The organism is Pseudomonas sp. PDM10 (assembly GCF_014852295.1).
GTDB lineage: Bacteria > Pseudomonadota > Gammaproteobacteria > Pseudomonadales > Pseudomonadaceae > Aquipseudomonas.
In genome coordinates this window covers 51,966-72,173 of sequence record NZ_JACVBJ010000003.1, presented here as the reverse complement: position 1 = coordinate 72,173, position 20,208 = coordinate 51,966, and the positions used below count along the sequence as shown (strand labels likewise).

The window sequence follows — 20,208 nt, the reverse complement described above, 5'->3', positions numbered from 1 at the left end:
CGTCGCAGCTTCTGCCTGATCCGGCCCTTGCGCAGGTACTCCCTGTACCCGTAGGTCACTCCGCCCCTGAAACAGGCAGAACGTCCCGGCCCCTTGATCATGCGTCTACCGTCCTCGGGTAGCGCAGTGGAAAGAAGCCATGCTGCTTCTTTCATGTTACGAATTCAGTACCCGTGTGGATCTTTCTTCAGTGGTTCCATCAACAAGTCCCGCATGCCCTGGTCCGGCTTTCCAAGAAAGCGGTAGCCGGCATGTCGCTGTTGCCATGGCACTGCCGCCCGGAAACAGGGCGGCCGCCAGTGTCTTTAACAAAACGCTCATATTCACCCTCGACCGCGACGGCCGAAGAAGAAGGAAGCAATGAACATCACCAGGAACACGACAAAGAGAATCTTGGCGATACCCGTGGCGGTGCCCGCGATACCACCGAAGCCCAGTACCGCAGCGATGATGGCAATAATCAAGAATGTGATTGCCCAGCTCAACATGGTGATTCTCCTTACGCTTCTATTTAGAGATGTTGCTTGTGGTGCTTTTCCCGGCGCATCGAACACGCCAAGTTCATGTGTTTAGAACACCCAACGTTCCTGGTGAGGCATCTCATCCGCAGGCTGAGCCTGGTCGACGTCCATCATTCGCATTGGGGGGCTGTCAGCCTGGTTGCTGCTGGCTGCACTGAAATGAGTTTGGGTCGGGTGCTGAATCGACAGGCGTGGCGCTTCTTGCTGCTGGTTCTGCTCCCAACGCTGAAACTGCTGGCCGGCGATCAAGGTGATCAATAGCGCCATAACAGCAAACAGACCTTGCTGGATATGCAGTGGCGAGATACGCAACTGGGCGGCACGTTGGCGACTCATCCTGAAGCTCCTCCCACTCTGTGGTGATCTTGTTAGGGGGCGACTTTTTGAATGCCCCGGTTAATCACACTGTTGCAGTCTGCATGCCAGCTTTTGTTGATAATAAAATTCAATAAAATCAATTAGTTAAAGATGATGTGGAAACCGGATCGGACGCATCCTGCACGATGGTCCTTTTGAAGTCGTGCGTAATGCACGATGGACGCGTGGGAACTTTCAATATTTTTGAATTGCAAAGAGGGTGTGGATGTCACAAGGGGACACAGCCAATCGCCTGCGAACCGGCTATCTGATAAAAAAACAACAAAATCAGGCGATTAGCCGTAGGGTGAGGGGAGAGCTACGCTGCTGTGGCTGAAATCGACCAGAATCAACCATGCAACTTGCCCGATTATTCTGGGACTAACCAAGATCATTCATTAAGGAGCGTAGGAAAATGGAGTCAGCCTCTGAGCATCAAGGCCGCATTCTGCTGGTGGACGATGAGTCAGCCATCCTGCGTACTTTCCGTTATTGCCTCGAAGATGAAGGCTACAGCGTCGCTACCGCCAACAGCGCCGCTCAGGCTGATGCACTGCTTCAACGTCAAGTGTTCGACCTGTGTTTCCTCGATCTGCGTCTGGGGGAAGACAACGGCCTTGATGTGCTGGCCCAAATGCGCATTCAGGCGCCCTGGATGAGGGTGGTGATCGTCACCGCGCACTCGGCCGTGGACACGGCGGTCGATGCCATTCAGGCCGGCGCCGCTGACTATCTGGTCAAGCCTTGCAGCCCCGACCAATTGCGCCTGGCCACCGCCAAGCAGCTGGAAGTGCGGCAACTGTCGGCACGCCTGGAAGCCCTTGAAGGCGAAGTGCGCAAACCCAAGGATGGCCTGGACTCTCACAGCCCGGCGATGAAAGTCGTGCTCGAAACCGCCCGCCAGGTGGCCAGCACCGATGCCAATATTTTGATTCTCGGCGAGTCTGGCACCGGTAAAGGCGAGCTGTCCCAGGCCATTCACGGCTGGAGCAAGCGCTCGAAGAAATCCTGCATCACGATCAACTGCCCGTCCCTGACCGCCGAACTCATGGAAAGCGAGCTCTTCGGCCACAGCCGTGGCGCGTTCACCGGGGCCAGCGAAAGTACTCTGGGCCGTGTCAATCAGGCCGACGGTGGGACGCTGTTTCTTGACGAGATCGGCGATTTTCCGTTGGTTTTGCAGCCTAAACTGCTGCGTTTCATCCAGGATAAAGAATACGAACGGGTGGGCGACCCGGTCACCCGCCGCGCCGATGTGCGCATCCTCGCGGCCACTAACCAGAACCTCGAAGACATGGTCCGCGACGGCCGTTTCCGTGAAGATTTGCTCTACCGCCTGAACGTCATCACCTTGCACCTGCCGCCACTGCGCGAGCGCAGGGAGGATATTCTGACCCTGGCCGATCGCTTTCTGGCCCGTTTCGTCAAGGAATACGCGCGTCCGGCTCGGGGCTTCAGCGACGAAGCCCGTGAAGCGCTGCTCGGCTACCGCTGGCCGGGGAACATTCGCGAATTGCGCAACGTTGTGGAGCGGGCAAGCATCATTTGTCCACAGGAACGGGTCGAGATCAGTCACTTGGGCATGGCTGAAACCCCGGTCACCAACGCGCCTCGCATCGGCGCTGCGCTGAGCCTGGATGAATTGGAAAAAGCCCACATCGGAGCGGTCCTCGCCACGGCAGATACCCTGGACCAGGCCGCCAAGACCCTGGGTATCGATGCCTCGACGTTGTACCGAAAACGCAAGCAGTACAACTTGTGAGCTGTCTCCGATGAGACTGGCGATGAAGTTGCGCACGCGGCTGTTTCTGAGTATTTCGGCACTGATCACTGTGGCGCTGCTTGGGCTGTTGCTCGGGCTGGTCAGCGTGATGCAGATGGCGAGTTCTCAGGAAGAGCTGATTCGCAGTAATTTCGTCACGCTCGACGTGGGGCTGAAATTGCGTCAGACCTTGGGCGATCAGCTGATGATCATGCTCAGCGAGAAGCCGGATCCTGCAGCGTTCGAGGCGTCCAAGCAGCATTATTTCCAGTTGCTTGACGACGGCATTGTCCATGTCCAGGGTGGTGATGAGCGCCAATTCGGTTTTGAACAAGCCAAGACTGACTACCTGAGCTTTCTGCAGGTGTACGACCTGTCACGTGACTCGACGCAGGTGTTGAGTGGCAACAAAGAACTCACCGAAAAATTCAATGCGCTGCGCAATGGTTTGATCCTCGAGCAACAGCGTGCGCTGGATAACATCAATGCCACCGAACAGCAGGCTCGGGAGAGGGCGCTGCTGATTGCCGGCCTGCTCGGGCTGGTGGGGCTGGCGGTGCTGATCATCGGCTTCGTCACCGCCCACGCTATCGCTCAACGTTTTGGTGCGCCGATCGAGGCTCTGGCCCAAGCGGCGGACAACATCGGCCAAGGCAATTTCGAAGTGACGCTACCGATTTCCTCGGCCGTGGAAATGAACCTGCTGACCAAGCGCTTCGGGATCATGGCCGAGGCCCTGCGTGAGCATCAGGCCACCAATGTCGATGAACTGCTCGCAGGCCAGCAGCGGTTGCAGGCCGTGCTCGACAGCATCGACGATGGGTTGCTGATGATCGACCGCGATGGCCGTTTGGAACACCTCAACCCGGTTGCGCAACGTCAGTTGGGTTGGGACAGTGAACGTCTCGGTCAAGGTCTGGGTACGGCGCTTGAGCGCCCCGAACTCGATGATCAGCTGCAACTGGTGCTGCGCGGCGGGACCCTGGAGCGGGCGCCTGAGGACCTGAGTATCGAGGTCGACGGTGAGTCGCGGTTGCTGACCTTCAGTCTGACGCCGGTCAGCCATACGCAGGGGCATATTCTGGGCGCCGTGATGGTGCTGCATGACGTCACCGAACAGCGGGCGTTTGAGCGGGTGCGCAGCGAGTTCGTGCTGCGCGCCTCCCATGAATTGCGAACGCCGGTGACCGGGATGCACATGGCGTTCGGCCTGTTTCGCGAGCGCGCGCACTTTGCCAAGGACTCGCGTGAAGCTGATCTGCTGGACACCGTGAATGAAGAGATGCAGCGCTTGATGCAGTTGATCAACGACCTGCTGAACTTCTCTCGCTACCAGAACGGATTGCAGAAACTCACGTTGGCGCCGTGCTCCATCGAGGATTTGCTGGACCAGGCCCGGGCGCGTTTTGCCGGCCCGGCAGAAGAGCAGGGCATCAACCTGCTAGTGGAAGTGCAAGGGCCATTGCCGCGATTGCAGGCCGATCAGCCGCAGCTGGACCGGGTGCTCGATAACCTGATCGACAACGCGTTGCGCCACACCGCTGCCGGCGGGCAAATACGTTTGCAGGCTCGACGCCATGGGGAGCGGGTGATTATCAGCGTCGAGGACAACGGCGAAGGCATTGCTTATGGTCAGCAGGGGCGGATTTTCGAACCCTTTGTACAGGTGGGTCGCAAGAAGGGCGGTGCCGGCCTCGGTCTGGCACTGTGCAAGGAAATCGTGCAGTTGCACGGCGGACGGATGGGTGTTTATTCGCGACCGGGGCAGGGTACTCAGTTCTATATGGCGTTGTCGGTTTAAGCCGCAGCCGCTTCAGGCTTCGTCATCGAGACGTCGGCCGGCCATTCGGCGGCCACGGGTAATCAGCTCGATGAGCTGCACTGCACTCAACGCATGGGCGAACAGCCAACCCTGACCGAACTTCACGCCTTCGCTGCTCAGAAGCGCTGCCTGGGATTCAAGTTCGATGCCCTCGGCGATCACCTTGAGTTGCAGGGCCTGGGCCATGTGAATGATGTGCGGGGCGACACCGCTACTTGCAGCGTCATGACCCAGCGCGTCGATAAACGCCTTGTCGATTTTCAGGCAATCGACTGGCAGGGTTTGCAGATAGGCGAGGCTGCAATAGCCGGTGCCAAAGTCGTCGATCAACACTTGATGCCCGACATCCCGCAAGGCTTGCAGGTTTTCCCGGGCGACCACGACATCGATCAATCCCCGTTCGGTGACTTCAAAGGCAATTTGCTTTGCCGCGACGCGGTGCAAGGTCAGCAGGCGCGCCATTACCTGACCGATACGCGGCACCATGACGTCGCAGGCCGCCAGGTTGACCGAGATGTACAGTTGCGGATTGGCCCGCAACAAATGACCCAGCTGCTCAAGCAGGCGTTGCAGGACGAAGTCGGTCATCTGGCGAATCTGGCCGGTGTTCTCCGCCATCGGAATAAACAGGTCGGGGCTGGTCAGGGTACCGTCCGGTCTTCGCCAGCGCAGCAAGGCTTCTGCCCCGACACAGTTGCGGCTGTCGAGGTCGAAGATCGGTTGATACAGCACCTGCAATTCGCCTCGTCGTATGGCACCACTCAGTTCGGCGTCCAGCGACTGTCGCTGGCGCACCAGCAGAAGTACCAGAAAACCCACGCATAAGGCGAGTGCCAGGCTGGCCGGCAGCAACCACCACCAGACGGCGGGCACATGCATGCCGGTGCGCGGGCTGATCAGTACCAATTGGTATTCTGGATTGTTGGTGGGCATGCGGTAAATCAGGCGGGAATGCGTCACTTGTAGCGCGTCGAGGCTTTTCGGGGGCCAGGGTTCGGTGGGGGGCCAGGCCTGCGAGACGCCCAGCACCGGAATCGCGCGCGTACCGTGGTCGAGCACCACCAGCAGGCTGCTGCCCGGTGGCAGGTCGACCATGTCGGTCAGGTGCCCGCGAGACGTCGCGACACGAAAATTGCCGCGTCCGAGCATCAGCGCGGCGCGGTTTTCATCGGGTTCGGTGGTGGTGTTCAGCCAGTAACTGTAGGTCGGCCCCTTGATGTCTGGCGGTCTTATCATCGACAGCCCTTCCTGGCGGGGGCGGTTGGAACAGATCCGCGAGGCGTCCATATAAGCGGCTTCGTAAACGAAACGGTAATTGAAGCTGACCTGTTGCAAGGTCGCGATCATTTCGTCATCGCAGCCGCGTAACGGCTGGGCTTCCAGGTCGTCGAGGCTTTCCCGCAACTGCCCGAACAGCTGCTCCAGACGAGCAAGGAAGCGCTCGCCCTGGGCATTCATCACTTCGCTTTCGCTTTGCTCGACTTGATGCATGGCCACGAACAGGCTGCCGGCCATCAGGAGTGTCGCGCTCAAGGCAGCAGCCAGTATCGCCAAAAACCAAGGGCGAAAGAACCAACTACGAAGTGTCTCTCGAGCAGCAGGCATAGGGAATATCCGAAGTATTACCAATGAGTTATAGCTGCTGATTTGAAAAAAAGCCCTGACCGTCGGGCGGGCGTCATTATTTTGTCTGGTTCAAGACTTGTAGAAGCGCCGCGGTTTGCGCATCCGGTGTGCCATCGAAACGTGATGGTCGGAAATGCATCTGGAAGGCCGCAATCACATGACGTGTTGCAACATCCAGTTCGCCGGTTTGCGGCGTGGGATAACCCGCGCGGGCCAGCTGTGCCTGAAACCAGCTGATGGTGGGCAGTTGTACTTCGAACTGTGCTTGCTGACGCGTTACGGCCTGCTCATTCGGCCAGACTCCCAGGCCTTCGGCAGCCAGACGCTTCCATGGGAACAGCGGCCCAGGATCAAGCTTGCGCAGCGGGGCGATGTCGCTATGGCCGATGATGCTGTGGGGATTGATGGCGTAACGCTTGCTGATGTCCTTGAGCAGGGCGATCAGGGACTGGACCTGGTCTTCGCTGTAGGGGTACCAAAGGCGCCCGGCAGGGGTGTCTTTAAAACCCGGATTGACGATTTCGATGCCAATGGAGCTGGAGTTCAACCAGGTCCGGCCTTGCCATTCGCTTTCCCCGGCGTGCCAGGCTCGGAGGTTTTCATCCATCAGCTTGTAGATGGTGGCGCCCTTGTCGTCGCCAATCAGATAGTGGCTGCTGACTTCGCCGTGGGTCAGCAGTTGCAGCGAGCGCTCCAATGACGCGGAGGTGTAATGCACCACCACGAACTGAATGCGGCTGTCGTAATTGGCTGAAGGGTGACTTGTGTCGAAGCGGGGGCCGCTGGCACAACCGGCCAACAGAAGCAGCGACACGATGAGAGCTGGATATTTCATGGCAGAAGGCAATACACGCAAGACAGTAATGCAACAGTGTAACGTACTGCCTTGCGCGCAGACGGCCAACGCGAAGTTTTAAACAAAATGGAACAATTAACCGTCAGCCCAGTGCCACTTGATTACGGCCGGCATGTTTCGCGCGATATAGAGCCTGATCGGCTCTTTTCAGCACCAGATCGCTATGTTCGCCGGGTTTGAATGCAGTCAGGCCCATGGAAATGGTGATGGTGACCGGCTCACCCTTGAAGTGGAAAGGACAGGCTTCGATCGAGGCGCGCAGCTTTTCCAGGAGTTTCGCACCAGCCGTTGGCACTGTGTCTGGCATCAACAGGACAAACTCCTCACCGCCGAACCGGGCAATGAAATCCGTCCCGCGCAGGCGCTTGCGTAGTACGTTGGCGATGATTTTCAGTACTTTGTCGCCCGCCAGGTGACCATAGTTATCGTTAATGCGTTTGAAATGGTCGAGGTCGAGCATGGCCAGCAACAGGGTGTTGCCGTGTTGCTGCCATTGGCTGATTTCGTGATCCAGCCGTTCGCTCCAGGCTGCCCGGTTAGGCAGGCCGGTCAGCGGGTCGATCAAGGCTTTCTGGCGCTGCTCTTCAAGATGCTCGCGGTAGCCCAGGGCTTCCTGCTCCATGTGCGCAACGCGTTCGGCCAGACTATGAAGGCGGGCTGCGACTTCCTGCTCGCGCTCGTCCCGCTGCTTCTGGTGCTGGTCCATGGTGCCGAGCAGGCCTTCCAGATGGTTTTCCAGGACGTGCTTGAGATCGTCCAGGTCGGCGGCTTCCTGCATGCTGCTCTGCAAGCCGTCGACCTGCTCGCGGATCTGCGTGTCCATCTCGCGTGCGGCGGAACGGTTGTCGGCATGGCCTTCGCTGGCGGCTTGCAAGTTGCTTTGGAACGACTCGAGGCGTTCGTTCAGCTGTTGCAAGTAGGCTTCGAATTCATGCTGGCCACTGTCGGTGATTGCCAGCATCAAGGTTGCCAGATCGTCGAGGATTGGCAGCAGTTCGTACCAATTCAACCCGTTTTGCAGGCGATCACGCATCGCTTCGGCTTGCGGACGATGACGCTCGGGCAGCGTCAGGTCGTCGAGCAGGCCCAGTAGCGTGTCTTCGATATGCTTGGCCACTGAGCTGTAGGACGGCTCGGGTGAGTCCGGCAGGGCGTAGAGAACATCCGGCTCGGATTGATCAGTGTCTACGGCGGCCAACGCCTCGGCCATGGCCGGGGGCAACGGCAGGCTGTCGAGATAGGCTACCGGGGTCAGTTCGTCGGGATTGATTGCCGGTTGAGCGTGTATTTCTGGCTCGATGATTGATGGAGCGGGTTCTTCTGGATGTTCTATGTGCGGTGGCGTCTCTGGAGTCTGGGCGCGAGCCCGCTCCGGCTCAAGCACCGTCGGGACAAACGCTACAACGGCAGGAGAAGGCGCTGCTGCGGGCGGAGCCTCGATCGGCGGTGGCTGGGATGCAGTAGCGGACGCCGCTACTTGTGCGACCGCCACTTGCGGCTTATCGAGCTCTGGCGCGAGACCGACAGAGACCTGTGGTTTCTCGGCATGAGGCACAGCAACCGCTTTGGCTAGCTGCGGGGCGGGCGTCAGGAAGGTGCCGGAGGCAACCTGTAATGCCGCTTCATCCGCTTCACGGCTACCGAACAGTCGCTGCAGTAAACCAGGGCGGCCGGGTTCTGCCGGGTTTTCAAGCTGATTCAGGGCTTTGCCTTGCAGGCCGCTCAGTTCGCTGAGCAGCAACGGAATTTCGCGCGCCTGCCCGACTCTTGCATCCAGTTGCTTGGCGAAGTTTTTCAGCGGCCGGCTTACTTCGCGGGGCAGCGGTAATGTTTGCAGCTGCGAGACCAGCGCGGTCAATGCAGCGCTGGTCTGATTAACCCGGGTTTCCCGGCGTTGTTCGGAGTCGAGTACGGCTTTTTCCAGCCGAGGAAGCAGGGCGGCCAGGCCGGCGTCCATGTCGTCGGAGCGCACGACTTCACGCATTTCCTTCATGCACTGGTCAACGACGCGGTCGGTGCCCTCGGCTGCCAGCGTGCTGCGTACCAGGCCACGACGCAGCAGGTCGAGTCGGGCGTCCCATCGACGTTCGAGTTTTTCCTGTTGTTCGATGCTTTTGAGGTATTTCTCTTTCCAGCGCTGTGCTTCGTCGCTCATTCATGGGATCCGCGAGGGGCAGGACTCAACGCGGGCAATGCATCGGCCGTGAGCGAACCCGGCAGACGAATCTCTACCGCGACCGGCAGGTGATCGGAAATGGGTTGTGCCAGCACCTCGACCTTTTCAAGGGTCAGGGTGGGGCTCAGCAGAATATGGTCCAGACAGCGCTGCGGGCGCCAGCTGGGGAACGTCGCTTCCAGTTGCGGCGCAAGCAGGCCGAGGTCACGCAACGGGGAGTTTTGCAGCAAGTCACTGGCATGGGTATTCATGTCGCCCATCAGCACCTGGTGTTTATAGCCGCCGATCAACTCGCGGATGTAAGCCAGTTGCATGCTGCGAGCGCGAGCGCCCAGCGCCAGGTGCATCATGACCACCACCAGCGCCTCAGGACCTTCGCCAAAGCGTACCAGAATCGCCCCGCGACCCTTGGGCCCCGGTAGTGGATGATCTTCAATCGCCCACGGGCGCAGGCGGCTGAGCACACCATTGCTGTGCTGGCCGAGGCGTCCGAGATTGCGATTGAGTTGTTGATACCAGTAGGGGAATGCACCGAGCTGGGCCAGGTGTTCGACCTGGTTGACGTAGCCTGATCGCAGGCTGCCGCCATCGGCTTCCTGCAAGGCGACCAGATCGAAGTCGCCCAGCAGATTGCCGATCTTTTGCAGATTGTCGGCACGCCCGGTGTGCGGCAACAGATGTTGCCAGCCCCGGGTCAGGTAGTGGTGATAGCGCTCGGTACTGATGCCGACCTGGATATTGAAACTGAGCAGACGCAGACGACTGTCTGTGGGCAGGCCAGTCGATTCCAGATGATGTTCGTTGACCCGCGGAGCATGCAGGCCAACGACGCGTTCAGTGCCCCAGCGGCGCATGGCAGTCGCTGCGCTTAGTTGGCAGCAGCCTTGTTAGCCGCTCGCTCTTTTTCGATCAGCTTGTCGGCCAGTTGCAATGCTTGCTCGGCGCCGCCGGCGGAGCCCACGTCGAAGCGATACTTGCCGTTGACGATCATGGTCGGAACTCCGGAGATTTCGTACTTTTTGGCCAGTTCAGTGGCCTTGACGATCTGGCCCTTGATGGCAAAGGAGTCGAAGGTGGCCAGGAACTTGTCCTTGTCTACGCCCTGAGTGGCCAGGAAATCGGCCATTTCATTCTTGTCGACCAGCTTCTTGTGTTCTTTCTGAATGGCGTTGAACACCGCCGCGTGAACCTTGTTTTCGACGCCCATGGCTTCAAGGGTCAGGAACATCTGGCCGTGTGCGTTCCACGGGCCGCCGAACATGGCCGGAATGCGGACGAAGTTCACGTCGGAAGGCAGTTTCTCAACCCATGGATTGATCACGGGTTCGAAAGCGTAGCAGTGCGGGCAGCCGTACCAGAACAGCTCCACCACTTCGATCTTGCCAGGCACGGCCACCGGGACGGGATTGGTCAGTTCGACATAAGGCGCTGCGGGTGCTTCAGCAGCTTGGGCGGTCATGCCGAACAGGCTGGCAGCGACGAGTGCGGCGCTGATGATCAGATTACGCATGCTTTACTCCTGGACAATTTTGGTCGCCTCGCGCGACCTGTTTTCAGACAGGTACTGGCGGGCTTGAGTTCTGTAGTGTAACGGCAGCGGCCACAAAAAAGGGCGGCCAAAGCCACCCTTTTTATGCTTGCATCGACAGATTAATCGAGCGTTAACGTTGCAGGAGGTGTACTCCTCGCGCAACGCCCGATTCGCCGGTCTTAGTGCAGACCTTGAATGTAGCTGGACACCGCTGCGATATCTTCATCGCTCAGCTTTTTGGAAATGCTCTGCATCGGCTTGGTATCGCCATCGTTGGTGCGGCCGGCCTCTTCCTTGCGGAAGTCAGTCAGTTGCTTGGCGATGTATTGAGCGTGTTGGCCGCCCAGGTGCGGGAAGCCGGCAGCTGCGTTGCCTGCGCCATTCGGCGAGTGGCAGCCGGTGCAGGCTGGCAGGCCCTTGGCCAGGTCGCCGCCGCGGAACAGTGCTTCACCGCGAGAAACGACTTTCGGGTCGGCGGCACCGACGCTGCCTTTCTGGCTGGCGAAGTAGGCGGCGATATCGGCCAGGTCCTGATCGCTCAGGTTGGTCAGCAGGCCGGTCATTTCCAGTACCGTGCGTTTGCCGGACTTGATGTCGTGTAGCTGCTTGTTCAGATAACGCTCGCCCTGGCCTGCCAGTTTCGGAAAGTTAGGCGCCATACTGTTGCCATCCGGGCCATGACAGGCGCCACATACTGCGGCTTTCGCCTGACCAGCAGTCGCATCACCTGCAGCATGGGCAATGCCGGAGATCCCCACGGTCAACAGCAGACTCACGATCAATTTGTTCATCAGCTAATCCAACTACGGCTAAGGGTTAAAGAGTTATGGACCGGGATCACTCGCTCATCCACTGGATGATTGCTTGGTAATCCTCGGCACTGCAGTCCATGCACAAACCACGCGGCGGCATCGCCTTGAAACCCTGGGTCACGTGTTGCACCAGCGTCTCCATACCTTTCGCCAACCTCGGCGTCCAAGCTTCCTGATCACCCTTTTTGGGCGCCATGGGTAGTTGGCCGGAATGACAGGCACCACAAACACGGTTGTACACAGCTTCCGGATCCTGTGTAGCCTGAGCGCTATAAAGCGGCATCAAGACACCGGCAGCTAGCAGCCATTTCGTCATAAAACGACCTTTTCAGGGTTGAGAGCGTTCTGCGTTCTAGTGCGCAATCAAGGTCAATCGCTCTCGTGAACTTCATCCTACGCTGGGACAAAGCGCACACAAAATCTGCGGCATTATATACTGGCGTCACTGAAACGGAAACGACACTGCTCGCCGCGTCCATTCCCGGCGCCGCCCACATCGGAAATCCCATGCAACTCAAGAACCCCATCCTCGGCCTGTGCCAACAGTCCACCTTCATGCTCAGCGCTGCCAAAGTCGATCAATGTCCCGACGACGAAGGCTTTGAAGTGGCCTTCGCCGGGCGTTCCAACGCCGGCAAGTCCAGTGCGCTGAACACCCTGACGCACGCTAGCCTCGCGCGGACCTCGAAAACTCCGGGTCGCACGCAGCTCTTGAACTTCTTCAAGCTAGACGATGATCGTCGTCTGGTCGACCTGCCGGGGTACGGTTACGCGAAAGTGCCTATCCCGTTGAAGCTGCACTGGCAGCGTCACCTGGAAGCTTATCTGGGTGGTCGTGAGAGTTTGAAGGGGCTGATTTTGATGATGGACATCCGTCATCCAATGACCGACTTCGACCTGCTGATGCTTGACTGGGCTGTCGCCAGCGGCATGCCGATGCACATTTTGCTGACCAAAGCCGACAAGCTGACCTACGGCGCGGCGAAAAACGTCCTGCTCAAGGTTCAGGCAGACATCCGCAAGGGTTGGGGAGATGCGATCAGCATCCAGCTGTTCTCGGCGCCAAAACGCATGGGCCTGGAAGACGCCTACACTGTACTGGCGGGTTGGATGGAACTGGCGGACAAGGGCGCCGAGCTCGCGGAGTAAGCTCGTTTACAAAACCGCGGGCAAAAAAAACCCCGGACTTCTTATGGGGAGGGGGAAGTTCCGGGGTTCAAGTTCCGGACCGCTAGGGCGGGGTCCAGATATCTGCCAACACTTAACACAACATTAGGAGCATCGAAGGGCTTCACCACCCATTCAGTAACTCTGAGTGGCGATTCAGGAAATTAGTTCAGAATTTTTTAAAAAGCCTTTGGAATAGGCCATCGAATTTTCCAAACTAAGCGCCCTTCGGTCTTTCTGCCGCGGCACTATGCCGCAGCGGAAAACACCTTTTCAGACGGTTCAGTGAGCCTCATCCCAGTTATTGCCTACACCAACCTCTACCAACAGCGGCACATCAAGCTTCGCTGCGTCGCTCATGTGCACGCGAATTTCATCGCGGACCTGATCGACCAAATCCTCACGCACTTCCAGAACCAATTCATCGTGCACCTGCAGAATGACTTTGGCGTCGAGGCCTGATGCTGTCAGCCAGCTATCCACGGCAATCATGGCTTTCTTGATGATGTCCGCCGCAGTGCCTTGCATTGGGGCGTTGATCGCTGTGCGTTCGGCACCTTTGCGCAGGGCCGGGTTTTTCGCGTTGATTTCCGGCAGGTACAAGCGACGACCGAAGATGGTTTCGACGAAACCTTGTTCGGCAGCCTGGGCACGGGTGCGCTCCATGTACTCGAGTACGCCTGGGTAGCGGGCGAAGTAACGGTCGATGTAGGCCTGGGATTGCTTGCGATCAACACCAATCTGCTTGGCCAGGCCAAACGCGCTCATACCGTAGATCAAACCGAAGTTGATCGCCTTGGCGCTGCGCCGTTGGTCGGTGGTGACGTCTGCCAGTTCAACCCCGAAGACTTCCGCTGCGGTGGCTTTGTGCACGTCCAGATCGTTGCGGAACGCGTGCAGCAAACCTTCGTCCTTGGCCAGGTGAGCCATGATTCGCAGTTCGATTTGCGAATAGTCCGCTGCCAGCAGCTTGTAGCCTTTGGGTGCGACGAACGCCTGACGAATCCGACGCCCTTCAGCGGTGCGGATTGGAATGTTCTGCAGGTTCGGATCACTGGACGACAAGCGCCCGGTTGCCGCGACGGCCTGATGGTAAGAGGTATGAATCCGCCCGGTGCGCGGGTTGATCTGCTCTGGCAGGCGATCGGTGTAGGTGCTTTTCAGCTTGCTCATCGAGCGGTACTGCATCAGCACTTTGGGCAACGGGAAATCCTGTTCGGCCAGTTCCGCCAGCACGGCTTCGGCAGTGGACGCCTGGCCCTTGGCGGTTTTGCTGAGGATTGGCAGGCCGAGCTTTTCGTACAGGATCACGCCCAATTGCTTCGGCGAGCCAAGGTTGAATTCTTCCCCGGCAATGGCGAACGCCTCACGCTCGAGGGCGACCATTTTCTCGCCCAGCTCAACGCTCTGAATGCCTAGCAGGTTGGCATCGACCAGCGCGCCTTGGCGTTCGATCCGTGCCAGCACCGGCACCAGCGGCATTTCGATTTCGCTCAGGACCTTGCTCAGGCTCGGGATGGCGTTGAGTTTTTCCTGCAGGGTTTGATGCAGGCGCAGCGTTACGTCGGCGTCTTCGGCGGCGTAAGGCCCGGCCAGTTCCAGAGATATTTGGTCAAATGTCAGCTGTTTGGCGCCTTTGCCAGCGATGTCCTGAAAACTGGTAGTGGTGTGATTCAGGTACTTGAGCGCCAGGCTGTCCATGTCGTGACGGGTCGCGGTGGAGTCCAGCACGTAGGATTCGAGCATCGTGTCGAAAGCGACGCCTTGCACGGTGATGCCGCAGCTCTGATCGCCACCGATGGCACAGTTGGCCAGAATGTTCATGTCGAACTTGGCGTGCTGACCGACCTTGAGTTTGCTCGGGTCTTCCAGGATCGGCTTCAGCGCGCGCAGCACGGTGTCGCGATCGAGCTGGTCCGGTACGCCCATATAGGAATGGGTCAGCGGGATGTAGGCCGCTTCGTTGGCTAGTACAGCGAAAGACAGGCCCACCAGTTGCGCCTGCTGCGCATCGATGCCGGTGGTTTCGGTATCGAAGGCAATCAGCGTGGCGTCGTTGAGCTTCTTCAGCCACAGGTCGAAATCAGCCTGGGTGAGGATCGTTGTGTATTTGAGTTCGGTATCGACGGCCGCTTCTTCAGCCACCGGAGCGACGACTTCCTGGCCGGAACGCTTGGCGTCGCGCTGGTTCTCTTCGAACCAGCTCTTGAACTCCAGCAGGGTATAGAGCTCGGCGAGTTTGTCGTGATCCGGCTTGCCCATTTGCAGGTCGTCGAGGCCGATATCCAGCGGCACGTCGATCTTGATGGTTGCCAATTGGTAGGAGAGAAACGCCATCTCCTTGTGTTCTTCGAGCTTGGCCGGCAGGGTTTTGGCCCCGCGAATCGGCAGGGTCGGGACGATGTCGAGCTGCGCATAGAGCTCGGTCAGGCCGCCGTTCACGCCGACCAACAGGCCGGAAGCGGTCTTCGGGCCAATGCCCGGAACGCCCGGAATGTTGTCGGAAGAATCGCCCATGAGTGCCAGGTAATCGATGATCTGCTCGGGAGCGACGCCGAATTTCTCCTTCACGCCCTCCACGTCCAGCGCGCTACCGGTCATGGTATTGACCAAGGTAATGTGGCCGTCGACCAGCTGCGCCATGTCCTTGTCGCCGGTGGAGATCACCACGGGGCGGTCGGCTGCCGCACTGCTGCGGGCCAGGGTGCCGATCACGTCATCGGCTTCGACGCCTTCGACGCACAGGAGCGGGAAGCCCAGGGCTATCACGCTCTGGTGCAGCGGCTCGATCTGAACACGCATGTCGTCGGGCATGCTCGGGCGGTTGGCCTTGTACTCGGCGAACATTTCGTCGCGGAATGTCCCGCCCTTGGCATCGAACACCACGGCGAACGGACTTTCCGGGTACTGCTTGCGCAGACTCTTGAGCATGTTCAATACGCCCTTGACCGCACCGGTCGGCAGGCCTTTGGACGTGGTCAGTGGTGGGAGGGCGTGAAAGGCGCGGTACAGGTAAGAAGAACCGTCCACCAGGACGAGGGGGGCTTGGCTCATGAGCAGGATCAACCTTTTCGGCGGGTCCGGCGCTAGAATAGCGGGACCGTTGACGACAAAGGGACAAGGTTATCATGCGCACACTAAATCGCCTGTTGCTGGCTGGGTTGTTTGCATCCGTTCCACTGGCCGTCATGGCGGCGGATGATGCTCCGACATCTGAGCCGCAAGTCACTATCCGCACGGAAGGGGATAAAACCATCCAGGAGTACCGCCAAAACGGTTTCCTGTACGCGATCAAGGTCACGCCCAAGGTCGGACCGCCGTATTTTCTGGTGCGCGCGGACGGGACCGATGCAAACTACATCCGCTCGGATCAGCCGGATATGCTGATTCCGTCGTGGAAGATCTTTGAGTGGAAGTAGTTTCTTAATTTCAATCGGCGCTGGCTCAAGCAGCGGCGCCCGTACTGGCAGTTCAAACATGTCTGTGTTCACCCCGCTGGCTCGGCCCGAGCTGGAAACCTTTCTCGCCCCTTACGGGCTCGGCCGCCTGCTTGATTTCCAGGGGATTGCCGCCGGTAGCGAAAACACCAATTTCTTCATCAGCCTGGAGCAGGGCGAATTTGTCCTGACCCTGGTTGAGCGTGGTCCGGTTCAGGAGATGCCGTTCTTCATCGAACTGCTCGACGTGCTGCATGACGCCGACCTGCCCGTGCCTTATGCCTTGCGCACCACCGATGGCGTCGCCTTGCGCGAACTGGCCGGCAAACCTGCGCTGTTGCAGCCACGTCTGGCCGGCAAGCACATCAAGGAAGCCAATGCGCAGCATTGCGCTCAGGTGGGCGAGTTGCTCGGCCATCTGCACCTTGCGACCCAGGCCAACATGATCAAGCGCAAGACCGATCGAGGTCTGGATTGGATGCTGGAAGAGGGCACGCAGTTGCTGTCGCACCTCAATGCCGAGCAAAGCGATCTGCTGCAGCGTGCGCTGGACGAAATCACACAGCAGAAGACAAAAATTCTGGCGCTGCCGCGAGCCAACATCCACGCCGACCTGTTCCGCGATAACGCGATGTTCGAAGGCACTCACCTGACCGGGTTGATCGACTTCTATAACGCGTGTTCGGGACCGATGCTCTACGACGTGGCGATCGCCTTGAACGACTGGTGTTCGGACGAGAGCGGGTTGATCGACGGGCCACGGGCGAGGGCGTTGCTCGGTGCTTATGCAACGCTGCGACCGTTCACGGCAGCCGAGGCGGAGTTGTGGCCGACCATGCTGCGGGTGGCGTGTGTGCGGTTCTGGTTGTCGCGGTTGATCGCCGCCGAGTCGTTTGCCGGGCAGGACGTGTTGATTCACGATCCGATGGAGTTTCAGCAGCGTCTGGCGCAGCGGCAGAAGGTCAGCACACCGCTACCGTTCGCCCTCTAAAAGCTTCGCGAGCAAGCCCGCTTCCACAGGATTTATGCGGTCCATGTGGGAGCGGGCTTGCTCGCGAATGGGGGCGCTACAAATGTTCGGGTTACAACGACTCCAGACACCCCGCCAAATCATTCCCCAACTTCTCCAGCACCTGCTCATACCCCTGAGCGGTCGCCGGTGTGTACCCGCCCAGCGCGTCCAGTTCCGCCAGCTTCACCGGCAGACCCGCCACCAGGGTTTCCGCCAGGCGCGGACGCAGAGGCGGTTCGCTGAACACGCAGGTTTTGCCGACTTCCTGCAAGCGAGTGCGCATTGCCGCGACGTGCTGGGCGCCGGGCTGGACCTCGGCGGCCACGCTGAATACGCCGGCGTGCTTGAGGCCGTAGGCGTCTTCAAAGTAGTCGAAGGCCTCGTGGAATACGAAGTACGGTTTGCCCGCGATACCGGCCAGGCGCGCCTTCAAGCGAAGATCCAGTGCATCCAGACGCTCATCGAACGCCTTGAGGTTGCTCTGATAACGCGCGGCATTGGCCGGATCGGCTGCACTCAAGTCAGCCGCCATTTTTGTGGCGATGACGCGGGCGTTGACCGGCGAAAGCCACAAGTGCGCGTCCAGACTACCTGGACGGTGATCGTGATCATGTTCGTCGGCTTCTTCGGCGTGGGAGTGGCTATCTTCGGCGAAGTGTCGCAGTTTCAGCCCCGGTAAATCCTGCACGGCGACACTGGGCAGCGTACGACCATTCAGCACGCGGGGCAGGAAACCTTCCATGCTCGGACCGATCCAGTAAACCAGATCGATCGATTGCACCTTCCGTACGTCGGATGGGCGCAAGGCATAGTTATGAGGCGAGGCGCCGGGCGGCAGCAAGACTTCCGGAATCGCCACGCCGTCCTGCACCGCCGCGGCGATCAGCTGTAGAGGCTTGATACTGGTGAGAACTTTGACTTCGGCGTGAGCTGAACCGATCAGCAAAAAACTTGCGACAAATGCGACAAAGATAGAAAAAAGTCGGGACACGATGACCACTCGAAGAGGCGAGAACGGGTAACATAATAACGTCTCTCACAAAACTCGTCGCCGCTCATGCCTAAAACACCGATTGCCAGCCGTCCCCACGACCACTCTCATTGCGTCCATAGCGCATTGTCTGAGGCCGATGCTCTGTGCGCACGTCAAGGCTTGCGCCTGACCGCCTTGCGCCGGCGGGTGCTGGAACTGGTCTGGCAAAGCCACAAGCCGTTGGGCGCCTACGACATTCTCGCGGTGCTCAGCGAGCAGGACGGCCGCCGTGCGGCGCCACCGACCGTGTACCGTGCGCTGGACTTCCTGCTGGAAAACGGCCTTGTACACCGCATCTCCTCGCTGAACGCCTTCGTCGGCTGCAATCACCCGGGGCACGCCCACCAGGGCCAGTTCCTGATTTGCCGCGAATGCCACGCCGCCATCGAGCTTGAACAGAAATCCATCAGTGACGCGGTCATCAGTAGCGCCAAGGATGTCGGATTTGTCGTCGAAGGCCAGACCGTCGAAGTGGTCGGCCTCTGCTCGGGTTGCCAGGGGGTTTGATGAGCAACGCGCTGATCCGCCTCGAGCAGGTTGCTGTCACCTTTGCCGGGCAAAACGTGCTGGATAACATCGAACTGAGCGTCGAGCCGGGGCAGATCGTCACCCTGATTGGCCCTAACGGCGCCGGCAAGACCACGCTGGTGCGCGCTGTACTCGGTCTGTTGAAACCGGACAGCGGCAGCGTGTGGCGCAAGCCGAAACTGCGGGTCGGTTACATGCCGCAAAAACTTCACGTCGATCCGACGCTGCCGCTGTCGGTGCTGCGCTTCTTGCGTCTGGTGCCGGGCGTGGACCGCGCCATGGCCTTGTCGGCACTCAAGGAAGTCGGCGCCGAACAGGTGATCGACAGCCCGGTGCAAAGTGTTTCCGGAGGCGAAATGCAGCGGGTGCTGCTGGCCCGGGCATTGCTGCGCGAGCCGGAATTGCTGGTACTCGATGAACCTGTGCAAGGCGTCGATGTGGCCGGTCAGGCCGAGCTCTACAGCTTGATCACACGATTGCGCGACCGCCACGGCTGCGGCGTGTTGATGGTGTCCCACGATCTGCACCTGGTGATGAGCACCACCGACCAGGTGGTCTGCCTCAACCGTCACGTTTGCTGCTCCGGGCATCCTGAGCAGGTCAGCGGCGATCCGGCTTTCGTCGAGCTGTTCGGGAAGAACGCACAAAGCCTGGCGATTTATCACCACCATCACGACCACGCCCATGACTTGCATGGCTCGGTGGTCAACGCCGCCCCGTCGGCCCCTACCCACGTTCACGGAGATAGCTGCAAGCATGGCTGATTTTCTGCTCTACGCCCTGCTTGCAGGTCTGGCCCTGGCGTTGGTCGCGGGCCCGCTGGGTTCGTTCGTGGTCTGGCGGCGCATGGCCTATTTCGGCGACACCCTTTCCCATGCCGCGCTGCTCGGCGTGGCGCTGGGTTTTCTGCTGGATGTCAGTCCGACCGTTGCGGTCACCGTAGGCTGTCTGCTGTTGGCGGTGTTGCTGGTGACCTTGCAACAGCGCCAACCGCTGGCGTCTGACACGCTTTTGGGAATTCTCGCACCGAGCACGCTCTCTTTGGGTTTGGTCGTACTAAGCTTCATGCACGAAGTGCGGATCGACCTGATGGCTTATCTGTTCGGCGACTTGCTGGCGATCAGCCCGACCGATCTGGCCTGGATACTCGGCGGCAGCGCGGGCGTTCTGGCCTTGCTGGTGACGTTGTGGCGGCCATTGCTGGCAATCACGGTGCATGAAGAACTGGCCAGGGTTGAAGGTCTGCCGGTGGCGGCGTTGCGCTTGACCCTGATGTTGCTGATCGCCGTGGTGATCGCAGTGGCGATGAAAATCGTCGGTGTGTTGCTGATTACGTCCTTGCTGATCATCCCGGCGGCTGCGGCACAACGTCACGCCCGGTCACCGGAGCAGATGGCACTGGGCGCGAGCCTGCTGGGTATGCTCGCGGTCTGTGGCGGGCTGGCGTTGTCGTGGTTCAAGGACACCCCGGCGGGCCCATCGATTGTCGTGACGGCCGCCGCACTGTTTCTGCTGAGTTTTGTCCTGCCCCGTCGAGGGGTGTAGACTTGCTCGTTTTTTGCGCAAAT

General features: G+C 59.4%; 19 protein-coding genes and 1 pseudogene. 8 read left to right on the top strand and 12 right to left on the bottom strand.

Annotation, left to right across the window (positions count from 1 at the left end; translation table 11 throughout):
* Nucleotides 1–164 precede the first annotated feature (164 nt).
* From IB252_RS11440 to IB252_RS11430, 3 genes and pseudogenes are all read right to left on the bottom strand, one after another.
* A pseudogene (locus IB252_RS11440) lies at nucleotides 165–257 on the bottom strand (Ivy family c-type lysozyme inhibitor); the annotation flags it as partial.
* A 66-nt stretch (nucleotides 258–323) separates the two neighbouring features.
* The gene (locus IB252_RS11435; RefSeq protein WP_003177151.1) at nucleotides 324–488 is read right to left on the bottom strand and encodes a DUF1328 domain-containing protein; all 165 of its coding nucleotides are present in this window, start codon (nucleotides 486–488) and stop codon (nucleotides 324–326) included.
* An 81-nt stretch (nucleotides 489–569) separates the two neighbouring features.
* Nucleotides 570–857 (bottom strand): hypothetical protein, encoded by a 288-nt coding sequence (locus IB252_RS11430; RefSeq protein WP_192408709.1) that lies wholly within the window; start codon nucleotides 855–857, stop codon nucleotides 570–572.
* 436 nt (nucleotides 858–1,293) lie between these two features.
* On the opposite strand from IB252_RS11430, the gene algB reads away from it, so the two are divergent.
* Entirely contained in the window at nucleotides 1,294–2,640 is a 1,347-nt protein-coding gene (algB, locus tag IB252_RS11425) for a sigma-54-dependent response regulator transcription factor AlgB (RefSeq protein ID WP_111448142.1), read from the top strand.
* A gap of 10 nt (nucleotides 2,641–2,650) precedes the next feature.
* Nucleotides 2,651–4,441: an ATP-binding protein gene (locus IB252_RS11420; RefSeq protein WP_192408707.1), complete on the top strand. Its 1,791-nt coding sequence runs from the start codon at nucleotides 2,651–2,653 to the stop codon at nucleotides 4,439–4,441.
* Between the two features lie 12 nt (nucleotides 4,442–4,453).
* Here IB252_RS11420 and IB252_RS11415 read toward each other — a convergent pair whose 3' ends face one another.
* The 7 genes from IB252_RS11415 to IB252_RS11385 all read right to left on the bottom strand — a co-directional run bounded on the left by IB252_RS11415 (nucleotide 4,454) and on the right by IB252_RS11385 (nucleotide 11,779).
* Nucleotides 4,454–6,067, bottom strand: a complete 1,614-nt coding sequence (locus tag IB252_RS11415) for an EAL domain-containing protein (protein WP_192408705.1) — start codon at nucleotides 6,065–6,067, stop codon at nucleotides 4,454–4,456.
* Between the two features lie 76 nt (nucleotides 6,068–6,143).
* On the bottom strand, nucleotides 6,144–6,923 hold the full coding sequence (locus IB252_RS11410; protein ID WP_192408703.1) for an N-acetylmuramoyl-L-alanine amidase: 780 nt from the start codon (nucleotides 6,921–6,923) through the stop codon (nucleotides 6,144–6,146).
* A gap of 103 nt (nucleotides 6,924–7,026) precedes the next feature.
* Nucleotides 7,027–9,099 carry a GGDEF domain-containing protein gene (locus IB252_RS11405; RefSeq protein WP_192408701.1) on the bottom strand — a complete coding sequence of 691 codons (2,073 nt, stop codon included), beginning with the start codon at nucleotides 9,097–9,099 and terminating at the stop codon, nucleotides 7,027–7,029.
* Complete coding sequence (locus IB252_RS11400; protein ID WP_111448137.1) at nucleotides 9,096–9,974, bottom strand: endonuclease/exonuclease/phosphatase family protein; 879 nt, start codon at nucleotides 9,972–9,974, stop codon at nucleotides 9,096–9,098. The genes IB252_RS11405 and IB252_RS11400 overlap by 4 nt, the downstream gene beginning before the upstream one ends.
* Nucleotides 9,975–9,988: 14 nt before the next feature.
* A complete protein-coding gene (locus IB252_RS11395) occupies nucleotides 9,989–10,630 on the bottom strand; it encodes a thiol:disulfide interchange protein DsbA/DsbL (protein ID WP_192408699.1) in 642 nt (213 codons plus the stop codon).
* 200 nt (nucleotides 10,631–10,830) lie between these two features.
* The gene (locus IB252_RS11390; RefSeq protein WP_008156009.1) at nucleotides 10,831–11,442 is read right to left on the bottom strand and encodes a c-type cytochrome; all 612 of its coding nucleotides are present in this window, start codon (nucleotides 11,440–11,442) and stop codon (nucleotides 10,831–10,833) included.
* A 46-nt stretch (nucleotides 11,443–11,488) separates the two neighbouring features.
* Nucleotides 11,489–11,779, bottom strand: coding sequence for a c-type cytochrome (locus tag IB252_RS11385; RefSeq protein ID WP_008156007.1), 291 nt, complete (start codon nucleotides 11,777–11,779; stop codon nucleotides 11,489–11,491).
* Nucleotides 11,780–11,970: 191 nt separating this feature from the next.
* Here IB252_RS11385 and yihA point away from each other — a divergent pair, with 191 nt between their 5' ends.
* Nucleotides 11,971–12,612, top strand: a complete 642-nt coding sequence (yihA, locus tag IB252_RS11380; RefSeq protein ID WP_046044882.1) for a ribosome biogenesis GTP-binding protein YihA/YsxC — start codon at nucleotides 11,971–11,973, stop codon at nucleotides 12,610–12,612.
* A gap of 300 nt (nucleotides 12,613–12,912) precedes the next feature.
* Here yihA and polA read toward each other — a convergent pair whose 3' ends face one another.
* On the bottom strand, nucleotides 12,913–15,684 hold the full coding sequence (gene polA, locus IB252_RS11375) for a DNA polymerase I (protein WP_192408697.1): 2,772 nt from the start codon (nucleotides 15,682–15,684) through the stop codon (nucleotides 12,913–12,915).
* A gap of 74 nt (nucleotides 15,685–15,758) precedes the next feature.
* Here polA and IB252_RS11370 point away from each other — a divergent pair, with 74 nt between their 5' ends.
* Nucleotides 15,759–16,049, top strand: coding sequence for a DUF2782 domain-containing protein (locus IB252_RS11370; protein WP_111448133.1), 291 nt, complete (start codon nucleotides 15,759–15,761; stop codon nucleotides 16,047–16,049).
* 58 nt (nucleotides 16,050–16,107) lie between these two features.
* Nucleotides 16,108–17,058, top strand: coding sequence for a homoserine kinase (locus tag IB252_RS11365; protein ID WP_192408695.1), 951 nt, complete (start codon nucleotides 16,108–16,110; stop codon nucleotides 17,056–17,058).
* A 91-nt stretch (nucleotides 17,059–17,149) separates the two neighbouring features.
* Here the strand turns inward: IB252_RS11365 and IB252_RS11360 are convergent, their stop codons facing one another.
* Nucleotides 17,150–18,070 (bottom strand): zinc ABC transporter substrate-binding protein, encoded by a 921-nt coding sequence (locus IB252_RS11360; RefSeq protein ID WP_192408693.1) that lies wholly within the window; start codon nucleotides 18,068–18,070, stop codon nucleotides 17,150–17,152.
* Between the two features lie 66 nt (nucleotides 18,071–18,136).
* Between IB252_RS11360 and zur the strand changes: the two genes are divergently transcribed.
* From zur to znuB, 3 genes are read left to right on the top strand one after another with little or no spacing between them, the layout of a single operon-like run.
* Nucleotides 18,137–18,619: a zinc uptake transcriptional repressor Zur gene (gene zur, locus IB252_RS11355; protein WP_111448130.1), complete on the top strand. Its 483-nt coding sequence runs from the start codon at nucleotides 18,137–18,139 to the stop codon at nucleotides 18,617–18,619.
* Entirely contained in the window at nucleotides 18,619–19,404 is a 786-nt protein-coding gene (znuC, locus tag IB252_RS11350) for a zinc ABC transporter ATP-binding protein ZnuC (RefSeq protein WP_111448129.1), read from the top strand. Before zur ends, znuC begins: the two co-directional genes overlap by 1 nt.
* The gene (gene znuB / locus IB252_RS11345) at nucleotides 19,397–20,185 is read left to right on the top strand and encodes a zinc ABC transporter permease subunit ZnuB (RefSeq protein WP_008155991.1); all 789 of its coding nucleotides are present in this window, start codon (nucleotides 19,397–19,399) and stop codon (nucleotides 20,183–20,185) included. Before znuC ends, znuB begins: the two co-directional genes overlap by 8 nt.
* Nucleotides 20,186–20,208: the final 23 nt, after the last annotated feature.